Origin of the sequence: Enterobacter sp. RIT637, assembly GCF_019718755.1 — a bacterium.
Taxonomy (GTDB): domain Bacteria; phylum Pseudomonadota; class Gammaproteobacteria; order Enterobacterales; family Enterobacteriaceae; genus Enterobacter.
Genome location: NZ_JAIHAZ010000001.1, coordinates 268998 through 281651, shown reverse-complemented (window position 1 = coordinate 281651; position 12654 = coordinate 268998). Strand labels below are relative to the sequence as shown.

The window sequence follows — 12654 nt, the reverse complement described above, 5'->3', positions numbered from 1 at the left end:
TTCAGGTGAATTGAGAATAACACGTCAGGCGCATTGGTCATACCAAAATTGATATGCATCAAGTTTTGATGGCTTAAAAGTAGACAATTCTGGACAAAAAGAAACCCGGCCGCGAGCGCGTACCGGGTTTTGGGTGCCTGGCTGTGGCTTAGCCCAGCGTTTTGAAGGCTTTGATGCGCTGCAAATGCGGGGAGATATTCTTGAACTTGTGGGTCTGTTCCTCGTCCCAGACAATTTCATAGTAATGATGCAGCAGTTCTGCCGCCCGGCTGCTGTTCAGGGCCTCATCCTGGCGCGAGAGGATCACTAAACAGCGATCGCGGTTTTTCTCACGGAAGTTGCTCACGCACTTGGTGGCAATGTCGACATACTCTTCCGGGCGGTCAATTTTGCCTTCCATGTTCTCGTTCGGGAACAGGTTGGGATTGAACACGACCTGGCGGATGTCGCACAGGAAGCCAATGCGTTCGGCCCAGTAGCCCCCCAGCCCCACGCCGCAGATCAGAGGACGTTCATCGACGTTGAGCTGTAACATCTTGTCCACTTCCTTGAGCAGATGCTGCATATCATGCTTCGGATGGCGCGTGCTGTAACTGATCAGCCGTACATCCGGATCGATAAACTGCAGCTGCAGCACCTTCTCATGATTACCAGGACTGTTTGAGTCAAAACCGTGTAAATAGATGATCATTGTCTTCTCACCACGCTACGCCTTCCGGGAGGGTTTACAGGCTGGCTTTATGTGCCTGCCAGCGCTCATTCAGTGCTTCAAGCTGGGCGTTGACCGTCTTCCAGCGCGCCGAATCCATCAGCTCCTGACGGCTAAATGAACCTTTATGATACAATTGTGTAACACGCTCTGCTTTGATCGGCGACAGGTTATCCAACACGCTGACGGCCCCTTTACGATTATTGCAGACGAGGATCATATCGCAACCTGCGTCCAGGGAAGCCTGCCCGCGCTCCGCATAGCTGCCCATAATTGCCGCGCCTTCCATCGACAGGTCGTCGGAGAAAATTACGCCATTAAAACCGAGCTCCTGACGCAGCACCGTTTTCAGCCAGTGCGGTGAACCGCTGGCCGGGCGCGGATCGACATCGCTGTAAATCACGTGTGCAGGCATGATGGCATCAAGCTTGTTATCGGTGATAAGCGAACGGAACACCGACATATCTTTGGCACGGATTTCCGCTTCCGGACGCGGATCGCGCGGCGTCTCTTTGTGAGAATCTGCCGTCACTGCGCCATGTCCCGGGAAGTGTTTGCCGGTGGTTTTCATGCCCGCGGCGTGCATGCCGTCGATAAAGCGGGTCGCCATCGCCAGCGCAATGCGCGGATCTTCATGGTATGAACGCTCGCCAATCGCGGCGCTGATATGGCCCACATCCAGAACGGGAGCAAAGCTGATGTCGATATCCATCGCAATCATTTCACTCGCCATCAGCCAGCCGGCATCCTGCGCCAGTTTACCGCCCTCTTCTGTACCCAGCAGCGCAGCAAAAGATTGTGCAGCAGGCAAGCGGGTGAAACCCTCGCGGAAGCGCTGCACGCGCCCGCCTTCCTGATCCACCGCGACCACCAGATGGTTACGGGATGCCGCGCGGATCTGACGAACCAGCTCGCGCAACTGCGCCGGATCGTGGTAGTTACGGGTAAACAGAATCAGCCCGCCTACCAGCGGATGCGCCAGAATGTCGCGCTCCTCCGCATCCAGCTCAAACCCTTCGACATCCAACATGACTGGACCCACACGAACCTCTCTTATCCTTTAGTTTGTAACTGACGCCAGACGTCATCTGCCAGCGTAATAAAGTGTTTGTCGTTTGATTGCTGAAAGCGCATTTCAAACCAGCCCGCCATCAGCATGAATACCCAGGGTTGCCAGCGTCTGACCTGCCGCATAAGCATTAACGCATCCATCTGCGCTTCACGGGCATAGGCCATTACAAGCTGCTCACGAGAGGCATCATCCGGCATCCAGACCGCCGCCAGCTCCAGCGCCACGTCGCCATCTCCGGCATACTCCCAGTCGATGAGCCTGGCTCCCGCAGGCGTGTGTACGATATTCCCGGCGTGGACGTCCATATGCAACGGCGAAAGCCGTAAGGGCTGCGGTTCCCCTCTCTTCCGCAACCGTTTAAGCTGCGCAAGCCAGAATGGCGTTCGTCTTTCGGGCGAGGCCTGCTGCCAGTATCTTTCCAGCAGCGGTAGCAGCGAGACCCGCCATCCCAGGCAAGGCTGGCGGTGAAGATGATACAGCATCGCGGCGAGCGTGGGAGTATGCGGAAGCGCGCTTTTGATCTCCCCCGCAAGATACTCTACTGCCATCCAGCCCTGCATAAAGAAACAGGGCTTCGGCACGAGATCCGCAGGCAAGCGCCTGAGTGTACGAAACTGTCGGCGAAAGTGGGAGGCAGGGGCAGAGAGATCGTGATGCTGTCGCAGCACCAGCCGATGTTCGCCATGCTCAATGATGCAGCTCGCGCCGCCAAGCCCGGAGTGGGCCTGCGGCGCGATAAGGCGATACTGAGGAAAATAACGCGTCAGAACCTCGTCACGCGTGAGGCTATTGTTGCGTAACGGCACCTTTACCTGACCAGATAATTTCACCCGTCTGAACCAGCATCAGCTGCATCTGCAGCGAAGGCGTATTCACGTTACCGGTGGCGTTAGAATAGAGGACATACTGAGCGCCAACGTTACGCGCAATGCCTATCGCTTTGCTGCGCGAGCCCAGGCTATCCTGCGGCGACAAGCCCAACTGCTGTTTGGCTACCGCCAGCTGCTGAGTCGAGACCAGGGTAAATTTGCCGTTGTTTGCTAACGCATTACGCAGCGTTTCGGTCGCTTCGCCCGCGTTGAGTGAACCATTGGTGCGGTTATTGACGCTATCCACCAACAGCACGCTTCCCGGCGTTACGCCCTGAGCCTGCAGCATTTTGCCCACCATAGGCTGCATTGCGCCATTCCAGTCATAGTGACGCACGCGCGGCGCAGGCTGGGACGATTGGTCCGGGTGCTCAATTGGGCCAGGCTGCGCCGGAATGGTCGGGACAGAAGGCACCGTTGGCACAGGCTCCGTTGGCTGTGTCGGCTGTTCCGTACCCGGTTTCGCCTCATCCACTGGCGCGGGTTGTTCTGTACGCGTCACACACCCTGCGAGGAAAAGTGCAAACGCACTTAAGAGCACATAACGGCTCATATTTTTAATCAAGGATCACCCCTTACAGATAAAGATAAAGTCTCACCTTATGCGCACCCAAATAGTTAGCGCTGCCATAGAGCGTCACCGACGATCTTGCCGGAATGGTCACGCTACGCGGCGCCTCAAGCGGATGCATTTCAAGACCTCTTACGTCATACCAGTAGAAGCGGTAATGCACCGTCACTGGCTCATGTCTTTCGTTATAGAGCGTAGAGGAAGCAGAAGGTTGAATTTCGCTGATCGTCAGCGAAGGCTGCTCTGCCGTAATACCTGCAGCAAGGACTGAGGACTCCATCACCAGCGTCTGTTCGTCGCTGACGGGGATCGCAGGACGCGCACTGCACCCTGCTATCACCAGCGTTATCATCAGCGCTGCAATACGCCCTCTTAACATATCAAAGACCTTTATGTGCCAGCATCGGTCCCAGCGGTCGCCCACCCAGAAGATGCATATGGATATGATAAACTTCCTGACCGCCGTGGCGATTGCAGTTCATGATCAAACGATAGCCGTCTTCAGCGATGCCTTCCTGCTCAGCAATTTTCGCGGCTACCGTTAGCATACGGCCTAACGCCACTTCATGCTCGGTTTTCACATCATTGACGGTAGGAATCAGAATATTTGGAATGATAAGGATATGCGTCGGCGCCTGAGGTGAAATGTCCCGAAAAGCCGTCACCAGCTCATCCTGAAAGACGATATCCGACGGGATTTCGCGGCGGATAATTTTACTGAAAATCGTTTCTTCGGCCATGACCTTTTCCTTTTTTGATTAATCTGGCGTGATGCGTCCGCTATTCACACATACAGTCTTTACGACGGTGTGATACAACGCAAGAGTATGAGCGAGTTTCTCCTGTCCTTTCAACCTTCTCCCTCGATTTCTTTCCCAATCCTTCCTCAGCTGGCTGGAGAGTGACCGCCAGACAACACTATTTCTCTGAAACATTATTTCAGTTTCGTCCGAAACATCTGTTTACAGTGCTAATAACAATGCGTATATTTCGCATTTGCATTTTCATGCGCGTTTTTAACAAAGAATACGACGCCAGCCCGACTAAGGGACTGACGCATATCACCTTCACCATTCACTAAGGGTTTGATGATGTCTTTCATTAATCATACCAGGGATGGGCAACGTCAGCCTGTTGCAACGCCTTCGTTGCTGGCAGCCTGCATTGCTATGGCATTGATGCCAACCGTAAGTTTCGCCGCACCAAACGAGGAAACACTCGTCGTTGACGGTACCTCCCAGCCAGACGCGTCCAGCGAAGAGCAGGATTACAGCGTCAAAACCACCACCATCGGCACCAAAATGCAGATGGTCCAGCGCGATATCCCCCAGTCAGTCTCCATTGTCAGTGAACAACGTATGGAAGATCAGCAGCTACAAACGCTGGGAGATGTGATGGATAACACGATGGGGATCAGCAAAAACACCGCAGATTCCGATCGCAGCAGCTATTACTCACGTGGTTTCGAGATCGACAACTACATGATTGATGGTATCCCCACCTATTTCGAATCTCGCTGGAACCTCGGGGATGCCCTCTCGGATACCGCCCTGTTTGAGCGCGTGGAAGTGGTGCGTGGGGCGACCGGTTTGATGACGGGCACGGGTAACCCGTCGGCAGCGATTAATATGGTGCGCAAACATGCCACCAGCCGCGAGTTCAAGGGCAATTTATCGGCGGAATACGGCAGCTGGAACAAACAGCGTTACGTCATGGATCTGCAAAGCCCGTTAACCGACGATGGCAATGTGCGTGGCCGCATCGTGGCAGGCTATCAGGATAATGACTCCTGGCTCGATAACTACAATCAAAAGAAAACGTTCTTCTCGGGCATTCTTGATGCGGACCTGGGCGATACCACGTCATTTTCGGCAGGTTACGAATACCAGCGCATTGACGTGAACAACCAGACCTGGGGCGGCTTACCGCGCTGGAACACGGACGGCAGCGTAAGGCATTACGATCGCGCCCACAGCACCGCGCCTGACTGGGCCTATAACGACAAAGAGTTCAACAAAGTGTTCGCCACCTTCAAGCAACGCTTTGCCGACACCTGGCAGGCCACGCTGAATGCCACCCATACCGAAGCCAAATTCGACAGTAAAGCCCTCTATCTTGACGCCTATGTGGACAAATCCACCGGCATGCTGGTAGGGCCTTATTCGAATTATGGACCGGACTACGGCTACATCGGCGGTACGGGCTGGAACAGCGGGAAGCGTAAGGTCGATGCTGTCGATCTGTTTGCCGACGGTGGCTATGACCTGTTTGGCCGCCAGCATACCGTGATGTTCGGCGGCAGCTTCAGTCGTCAAACGAACCGTTACACCAACGCGTGGGCGAACGTGTATCCGGACGAATTCGGTAATTTCTACGACTATGATGGCCATTTCCCGGAAACAAACTGGGGATCGCAGGCGCTGGCTCAGGACGACAAAACGAATATGAAATCGCTGTACGCCGCGACGCGCATTTCGTTGGCCGATCCGCTGCATTTGATTCTCGGTGCCCGCTATACGAACTGGAGCGTCGACACCATGACTTATGGTATGGAAAAAAACCATACCACGCCCTATGCGGGTCTTGTCTTTGACATCGATGATAACTGGTCCGCCTATGCCAGCTATACCTCCATCTTCCAGCCACAGAACTACCGTGACAGCACCGGCAGATATCTCGACCCGATCACCGGCAACAATTATGAAGTGGGCCTGAAGTCTGACTGGATGAACAGCCGACTGACCACGACGCTCTCTGTCTTCCGCATCGAGCAGGATAACGTGGCGCAGAGTACGGGGCGCGTGATTCAGGGGTCAACCGATACCGCTTATGAAGGCGTAGATGGCACCGTAAGTAAAGGCGTTGAATTTGAAATTAACGGCGCGCTGACGGACAACTGGCAAATGACCTTTGGCGCGACGCGCTATCTGGCTGAAGACAGCGACGGTAAAGACGTTAATCCTTACCTGCCGCGCACGACGATTAAACTGTTCACCAGTTACCGTCTGCCAGCGATGCCTGCGCTGACCGTGGGTGGCGGCGTTAACTGGCAAAACCGCGTTTACAGCGATGTTGCCACACCTTACGGTACATGGCGCGCGGAGCAAGGCAGCTATGCTCTGATTGATCTCTTCACCCGTTATCAGGTCACGAAGAACTTTTCTTTGCAGGGCAATCTGAACAATCTGTTTGATAAGACTTACGACACTAACGTCCAGGGTTCACTGGTTTACGGTGAACCGCGCAACGTGAGCGTGACGGCGAGCTATCAATTCTGATAGCTCAGAGGTATTGAAAGGGAGCCAAATGGCTCCCTTTTTTGTGCGTGCGTCTCGCCGGTTGACGCTGCGCTTATCCGGGCATAACAGGCCGCACAAATAAAAAAGGCAGCCATTCGGCTGCCTCAGTCTCCCCATATCACAACTTAGTTGTTGCGGATGTACTCATCCATTTCGGTTTTCAGGTTATCGGATTTAGTACCGAAGATTGCCTGAACACCAGAACCTGCAACAACAACACCTGCTGCGCCCAATTTTTTCAGGCCCGGCTGGTCAACTTTTGCGACATCGGCAACGCTCACACGCAGACGAGTGATACACGCGTCCAGGTTAGTGATGTTCTCTTTACCACCGAACGCGGCTACCAGTGCCGGAGCCATTTCGCTGGTCACGCCTGCTTTGCTGTCTTCAGTTGCATCTTCACGACCCGGAGTTTTCAGGTCCAGTGCTTTGATCAGCACGCGGAAGATGGTGTAGTAAGCAACGGCATAGCACGCACCCACGATTGGGAACAGCCACAGTTTGCTGCTGTTACCGGACAGAACGATGAAGTCGATCAGACCGTGAGAGAAGGACGTACCGTCACGCATACCCAGCAGGATACAGATTGGGAACGCCAGGCCAGCCAGTACAGCGTGGATGATGTACAGGATCGGCGCAACGAACATGAAGGAGAACTCGATCGGCTCGGTGATACCGGTCAGGAACGAGGTCAGCGCTGCGGAGATCATGATACCGCCCACTTTTGCACGGTTCTCTGGCTTAGCAGAGTGCCAGATTGCAATCGCAGCAGCCGGCAGACCGTACATTTTGAACAGGAAGCCACCAGACAGTTTGCCTGCAGTTGGGTCGCCCGCCATGTAACGTGGGATATCGCCGTGGAATACCTGACCTGCTGCGTTGGTGAATTCACCAATCTGCATCTGGAATGGAACGTTCCAGATGTGGTGCAGACCAAATGGTACCAGGCAGCGCTCGATGAAGCCGTAGATACCGAACGCTACAACCGGGTTCTGGTAAGCAGCCCACTGAGAGAAGGTCTGAATAGCGGAACCGATTGGTGGCCAGATGAAGGACAGGATCACACCAGTGAAAATCGCTGCCAGACCAGAGATAATCGGAACGAAACGCTTGCCCGCGAAGAAGCCCAGATACTCAGGCAGCTTGATGCGATAGAAGCGGTTAAACATATACGCTGCAATCGCACCGGAGATGATACCGCCCAGAACACCGGTGTCCGCCAGGTGTTTCGCGGCGATCTCTTCAGCCGGTAAATGCAGAACCAGCGGCGCAACCACAGCCATGGTTTTCACCATGATGCCGTAGGCAACCACTGCAGCCAGTGCAGATACACCGTCGTTATTGGTGAAGCCCAGAGCAACACCGATGGCGAAGATCAGCGGCATGTTAGCAAAAACAGAACCGCCTGCTTCGGCCATCACGTGGGATACTACGGCTGGCAGCCAGCTGAAGTTAGCAGAACCGACGCCCAGCAGGATACCTGCGATAGGCAGTACGGATACTGGCAGCATCAGCGATTTACCGACCTTTTGCAGGTTAGCAAATGCATTCTTAAACATAATTGAGAGTGCTCCTGAGTATTTGTGCTTTTTTTACGCTTTCACGCATTGGCCCGGGGGGAGTACCGCGCCGTGGACAGGACATCTAAGCGCCCTTTATTTATTACACAGAGTAAAATAATTCCCTCTGGGTTTGTTTGACGGCTATCACGTTTCAGTTCAAGACGGCCAAAAAACTTTCAGATATTTACAAAAAGCATGTCTGGATGTGTCTAAAAACACCATCACCGCCCCAAATGAGGCGGTGAACTTTACTCGCTTTGTTTATTAATTACGAGCCTAAAAAAAACAGGTGTATCAGACAGATTGCAGGCGGGCGGGGTCGATGTGGAACAGCGTGGAGAAATTTTCCGTCGTCGCACGAGCCAGCTCTTCAATGCTGACGCCCTTCAGAACGGCCATATACTCAGCCACGTCTCTCGTCATCGCTGGCTGGTTCTCTTTACCGCGATGCGGTACCGGTGCCAGATACGGCGAATCTGTTTCCACGAGAATGCGATCGAGCGGAACATAACGCGCAGCATCACGCAGCTGCTCAGCATTACTGAACGTCACGATCCCCGAAAACGAGATATAAAACCCCAAATCAAGCAGCTTGCCCGCCGTTTCTCTGTCTTCTGTGAAACAGTGTAGTACGCCACCGCAATCCGTCACCTTTTCTTCCCGAAGGATCGCCAGGGTGTCCGCGCGCGCATCGCGGGTATGCACAATGACAGGTTTGTTCAGCTCGCGGCCAATGCGGATATGATGACGGAAGGACGCCTGCTGGCGTGGTTTAGTTTCCGGCGTGTAAAAATAGTCCAGGCCGGTCTCGCCCATCGCCACCACGCCCTCTTCTGCCGCCAGACGACGTAAATCTTCTACGTCATACGCTTCATCCTGGTTCAGCGGATGAACGCCACAGGAGAAGACGACGTTATCGCGAACGCCTACCAACTCGCGCATGGAGCGGTAGCCCGGCAGCGTGGTTGCCACGGCCAGACAGAATTTGACATCGCGTGCGGCGGCTTTTTCCAGCACGTCATCGACGTTTTTATGCAGAGATTGATAATCCAGGCCATCAAGATGGCAGTGTGAGTCGACTAAAAACATAATGTCTCTCTCAGAGATGGGAAACAGGCGGTATCACGCCTGGTTGCAGGTAGTGTTCGATACGCAGTAACTGGTCCGTCAGTAAAAGCTCGCGATTAAGACCGGTTACTGTCAAAAGTTGTTCGCGACTCTGGCAAACATCATGAAGGATAGCGCGCAAGGAGACGCCCGACAGGCGATTCGCCAGGGTGTTCACCAGCGACCAGGCGTCGAGGTTGGTCAGAAGCGTTGCACCCTGTTGAAGTTTGAGTGCATCCAGCAGTAAAGCGGCCAGCCAGTGCAGGCGTTCGGTCGCCCGATCGCTGTTCAGGGCAGGCAGCAAACTCAACCAGTCACCGCTATCCAGCGCGGATTCGACGGCACGACACAGCGTTTCACGCTGCGACCAGACATCCGCCTGAAGCAACGCCAGAGCTGCCGCAGGGGCACCGCTGCACAGCCGCAGCGCAGTCAGGGCGGCATCTTGTGACACCGTCACTTCGCGTTCAAGCCAGGTAAGCGCCCACGTTTCCTGAGGGACTGCGAGGTGATGAAGACGACAGCGACTGCGCAGTGTCGCCAGTAATCGTCCCGGTTCACGACATGACAGGAAGAACCAGGTTTTCTCCGGTGGCTCTTCCAGGGTTTTGAGCAGCGCGTTCGCCGCCGCCTCGGTAAGCTGTGCGGCATCTTTCAGCCAGACCACTTTGGCCCCGTTAAGCCGCGCGTGTTCATACAGTTTTTCACTGACTTCACGCACGGCGTCAATCCCGAGCGTGCTTTTGCCCTTTTCAGGCTCCAGCGTGTAATAGTCCGGATGTGTGCCCGCCTGCATTAACTGGCAGCCACGGCATTTACCGCAGCTTTTATGCCCTTCCGGCTGCTGACACATCAGGAAACGGGTGATGGCGTAAATCAGCGCATCATCGCCCATACCTGACAATGCCTGAATCAGTAACGCATGATGGCCCCGCCCCGCCTGATAGCTATTGATCAACTGCTCAAAGTGCGGGCGCAACCATGGATACCATTTCATGCCTGTTGCTCCTGATGCCACTGCGCGACTGTGTTCTGAATAGCACGCATCACCTCTTCCAGTGACTGTGTAGCATCAATAGTTCGAATGGAAGCATCCTGCTCCGCCAGCTCAAGGTAGCGCGCTCGGGTACGGTTGAAGAAGTCAAAAGACTCTTGCTCGATGCGGTCCAGCTCACCGCGCGCGCGGGCACGCTTCAGGCCGACTTCGGGCGTCACGTCCAGATAGAGCGTCAGATCGGGACGAAAATCACCGAGCACTGCATCGCGCAGCGTTGCTAACATCGTCTGGTCAATCCCCCGGCCACCGCCCTGATACGCCTGGGTCGACAGGTCATGACGATCGCCAATCACCCATTTACCTTCTGCCAGTGCAGGTTTGATCACCGTTTCTACCAGCTGCACGCGCGCCGCGTAGAACATCAACACTTCGGCTTTGTCAGTGATGACTTCGTCGCCAACGGATTTGATATCCAGAACAAGGCTACGCAGCTTTTCAGCCAGTTGCGTGCCGCCAGGCTCGCGGGTAAATACCATGTCCGCAACGCCAAGCGCTTTCAGCGTATCAACCACTACGTTGCGAGCGGTAGTTTTACCCGCCCCTTCGAGTCCCTCAATGACAATGTATTTACTGCGCATTTTTTTCCTTAAGTGCCTTCAGATAGTCCTGAACAGAGCGATTATGGCTGGCAAGGTTGGTATTAAAGGTATGCCCCCCTTTTCCGTCAGCCACAAAATAGAGATACGGTGTTTTGGCCGGGTGCGCCGCGGCTCGCAATGAGGCTTCACTCGGCGTCGCAATCGGGCCAGGCGGCAGGCCTGCGATCACGTAGGTATTATACGCTGTTGGCGTCTCCAGATCTTTTCTGGATATCTTGCCGCTATAACTCTCGCCCATGCCGTAGATGACGGTGGGATCGGTTTGGAGGCGCATGCCGATACGCAGACGGTTTATAAATACGGAAGCGACCTGATCGCGCTCTGCCGCAACGGCCGTCTCTTTTTCAATGATCGAGGCCATGGTGACGAACTGGTTTTGATCTTTATAGGGCAGGCCATCCACACGCCCTTCCCACGCCGACTCCACCGCCGCGACCATTTTTTTATGTGCGCGTTTCAGAATAGCAACGTCGGTTGTGCCCGCCGTGTACATCCAGGTATCAGGCCAGAACCAGCCTTCCACCCACTCAGGATGCTCGAATTTCAGCACCTCAGCGACCGTCTGATAGCTATCGTCTTTTAACGTATGCTTGATATAGGGTGCGTCACGCAGTTGTTTGAGGTAATCGCTTAAGCGCATCCCTTCCACAAACCGCAGCGGGAACTGGGCCTCTTTTCCGCTCTCCAGGACCTGCAGCATCTGTCTGACGGTCATACCAGGGGTAAAGCGGTACGTACCGGCTTTGAAGTGAGACAGCTCAGGCTCAAGGCGCAGTAACCACTGGAAGACGCGCGGGCGGTTTATGACCTTATCCCCGTAAAGCTGCTCACCCAGCGCAATGCGCCCGGTACCGGCTTTAAGGGTAAATATCGTCTCGTCTTTAATCAGGATTTTACTGTCCGCCAGCTGACGGACTTTCCACACACCCGCGCCGCCGGCGATACCCAGCGCAACGATGAGGAGGAGAACAAAGCGCAACATTTTCTTCATGACTATCTGGTTTGCTCACATAACGGGGCTAAAAACTGAAACAGTTCGCGCGATGACCAGACCTGTTGGCCATATGCGCGGACGGGTAAAACAGGCATCAACGCGTTACAAATAATAACTTCATCAGCGGCCAGTAGCGCCTCTTCCCTTTCGCTAGCTTCGACAACGCGAAAACCCGAGTGTGCCAACTGCTGCAAACAAAACTGACGCATAATGCCCTTCACCCCAGCCTGCTCCAGTGAAGGTGTGAAGACATCACGACCCTTCCGCCAGAGTAAATTAGCCGCACAGCATTCCGTAATGAACCCTTCGCTGTCAAGAACCAGCGCCTCATCAGCGTCCGTCTGTTCAAGATGAGTACGAATCAGCACCTGTTCAAGGCGATTGAGGTGTTTAATTCCGGCCAGCATGGGGTTGCGGCCCAGTCTTATTGGGCTCAGCGTCAGCGTGACGCCGTCTTTGCGCCAGCTTTCATAATGTGCAGGGTAAGCGGATACGGAGAGTATGCGCGTGGGGTTATCACAGTTGACCCCGCTATAACCCCGCCCTCCGCTGCCGCGACTGATGATGACTTTCAGCACGCCACTGCTCTTCTCTGACACCAGTTGGCTCATCTCACGTCGCAGCGTGTCCCAGTGCTGAAAGGGGATCATTAAGGTTTCGCAGGCCGTTTGCAGACGGCGGATATGCGCGTCGAGCAGGCATACTTGCCCGTCAACAATTCGCGCCGTTGTAAAGCAGCCATCACCAAACTGCGTTGCTCTGTCGCTGGCAGGCAGACTCTCCTGCTCAAGGCCATTGATCAAAAACATGATGTC

General features: G+C 54.5%; 13 protein-coding genes. 1 reads left to right on the top strand and 12 read right to left on the bottom strand.

What is annotated here, in order from left to right; all coding sequences use genetic code 11:
• Positions 1-148 precede the first annotated feature (148 nt).
• Genes ycfP through hinT form a run of 6 tightly spaced genes read right to left on the bottom strand, consistent with a single transcriptional unit; the run spans position 149 to position 3961 of the window.
• Positions 149-691: an alpha/beta hydrolase YcfP gene (gene ycfP / locus K5E19_RS01320; RefSeq protein ID WP_089599890.1), complete on the bottom strand. Its 543-nt coding sequence runs from the start codon at positions 689-691 to the stop codon at positions 149-151.
• A 34-nt stretch (positions 692-725) separates the two neighbouring features.
• A complete protein-coding gene (nagZ, locus tag K5E19_RS01315; protein ID WP_221549674.1) occupies positions 726-1751 on the bottom strand; it encodes a beta-N-acetylhexosaminidase in 1026 nt (341 codons plus the stop codon).
• Positions 1752-1762: 11 nt separating this feature from the next.
• Positions 1763-2587 carry a thiamine kinase gene (thiK, locus tag K5E19_RS01310; RefSeq protein ID WP_221549673.1) on the bottom strand — a complete coding sequence of 275 codons (825 nt, stop codon included), beginning with the start codon at positions 2585-2587 and terminating at the stop codon, positions 1763-1765.
• Positions 2568-3215 (bottom strand): penicillin-binding protein activator LpoB, encoded by a 648-nt coding sequence (gene lpoB, locus K5E19_RS01305; protein WP_221549672.1) that lies wholly within the window; start codon positions 3213-3215, stop codon positions 2568-2570. The genes thiK and lpoB overlap by 20 nt, the downstream gene beginning before the upstream one ends.
• Before the next feature lie 10 nt (positions 3216-3225).
• The gene (locus tag K5E19_RS01300) at positions 3226-3600 is read right to left on the bottom strand and encodes a YcfL family protein (protein WP_010429726.1); all 375 of its coding nucleotides are present in this window, start codon (positions 3598-3600) and stop codon (positions 3226-3228) included.
• A 1-nt stretch (position 3601) separates the two neighbouring features.
• Positions 3602-3961 carry a purine nucleoside phosphoramidase gene (gene hinT / locus K5E19_RS01295; RefSeq protein WP_010429724.1) on the bottom strand — a complete coding sequence of 120 codons (360 nt, stop codon included), beginning with the start codon at positions 3959-3961 and terminating at the stop codon, positions 3602-3604.
• Between the two features lie 351 nt (positions 3962-4312).
• On the opposite strand from hinT, the gene fhuE reads away from it, so the two are divergent.
• Entirely contained in the window at positions 4313-6499 is a 2187-nt protein-coding gene (fhuE, locus tag K5E19_RS01290; RefSeq protein WP_221549671.1) for a ferric-rhodotorulic acid/ferric-coprogen receptor FhuE, read from the top strand.
• 146 nt (positions 6500-6645) lie between these two features.
• On the opposite strand, the gene ptsG is transcribed toward fhuE, so the two are convergent.
• The 6 genes from ptsG to pabC form a co-directional block, all read right to left on the bottom strand.
• The gene (ptsG, locus tag K5E19_RS01285) at positions 6646-8079 is read right to left on the bottom strand and encodes a PTS glucose transporter subunit IIBC (protein ID WP_010429721.1); all 1434 of its coding nucleotides are present in this window, start codon (positions 8077-8079) and stop codon (positions 6646-6648) included.
• A 297-nt stretch (positions 8080-8376) separates the two neighbouring features.
• Positions 8377-9171 (bottom strand): metal-dependent hydrolase, encoded by a 795-nt coding sequence (locus K5E19_RS01280; RefSeq protein WP_221549670.1) that lies wholly within the window; start codon positions 9169-9171, stop codon positions 8377-8379.
• A 10-nt stretch (positions 9172-9181) separates the two neighbouring features.
• Positions 9182-10186 carry a DNA polymerase III subunit delta' gene (holB, locus tag K5E19_RS01275; protein ID WP_221549669.1) on the bottom strand — a complete coding sequence of 335 codons (1005 nt, stop codon included), beginning with the start codon at positions 10184-10186 and terminating at the stop codon, positions 9182-9184.
• Positions 10183-10824 (bottom strand): dTMP kinase, encoded by a 642-nt coding sequence (gene tmk / locus K5E19_RS01270; protein WP_221549668.1) that lies wholly within the window; start codon positions 10822-10824, stop codon positions 10183-10185. Before tmk ends, holB begins: the two co-directional genes overlap by 4 nt.
• Positions 10814-11836: a cell division protein YceG gene (yceG, locus tag K5E19_RS01265; RefSeq protein WP_221549667.1), complete on the bottom strand. Its 1023-nt coding sequence runs from the start codon at positions 11834-11836 to the stop codon at positions 10814-10816. Before yceG ends, tmk begins: the two co-directional genes overlap by 11 nt.
• A gap of 2 nt (positions 11837-11838) precedes the next feature.
• Positions 11839-12648: an aminodeoxychorismate lyase gene (gene pabC / locus K5E19_RS01260; protein WP_221549666.1), complete on the bottom strand. Its 810-nt coding sequence runs from the start codon at positions 12646-12648 to the stop codon at positions 11839-11841.
• Positions 12649-12654: the final 6 nt, after the last annotated feature.